This window comes from Thalassotalea sp. ND16A (assembly GCF_000764205.1).
Classification (GTDB): domain Bacteria; phylum Pseudomonadota; class Gammaproteobacteria; order Enterobacterales; family Alteromonadaceae; genus Thalassotalea_A.
Window position 1 is genome coordinate 1 of record NZ_JQDZ01000019.1, and the last position, 523, is coordinate 523.

Annotated in this window: 1 protein-coding gene; it reads right to left on the reverse strand. The window is 35.2% G+C overall.

Annotated elements, in window-relative coordinates; all coding sequences use genetic code 11:
* Positions 1-503, reverse strand: a 503-nt coding sequence (locus ND16A_RS15140; RefSeq protein ID WP_235281970.1) for a hypothetical protein, incomplete at its 3' end; no start/stop codon positions are given.
* Positions 504-523: the final 20 nt, after the last annotated feature.

Consider the following 523-nt stretch of genomic DNA (forward strand, 5'->3'; position numbering starts at 1 on the left):
GTATATTGAACGTCAGCATTAACGCTAAAATATCGTCTAGATAACTCAAACTCTTTTTTTAATTCGTCATAATCTACATGTAATCCTTGCATTTCGTGTTTTACACATTCGTAATCACGGTATAATGGATTAAGCTCACTATTTGCATATCTAGCAAATAGTACTTGAAGTTTTTCGTACTGCTCTTTCGTCGGTAACTTCCATTGACTCTCACTAAACCAATGGCTGCACATTTGAGTCTCTGTTGCTTTATTTATTTCTTTTGCAGATACATTTAAGTCGGATTTTGCTTTCTTGAAATAATCAATTAGCGGTGCAAAAGTATTTCTTTTAGCTTGTTCTTTCTTTTGATCATAACCGACGAGACCTTTTGCGTAACCATCTGCATTATAATGTTGAGCAAAAATAACTCTCTCAGTTTGCGGGGCATAACTGCGCAACTTTTCTTTGCAATGTCTCATATACATACCGCTCGGCTTAGCCCAAACAATATGATTTAACACATGCAATCGTTGTTTAATCA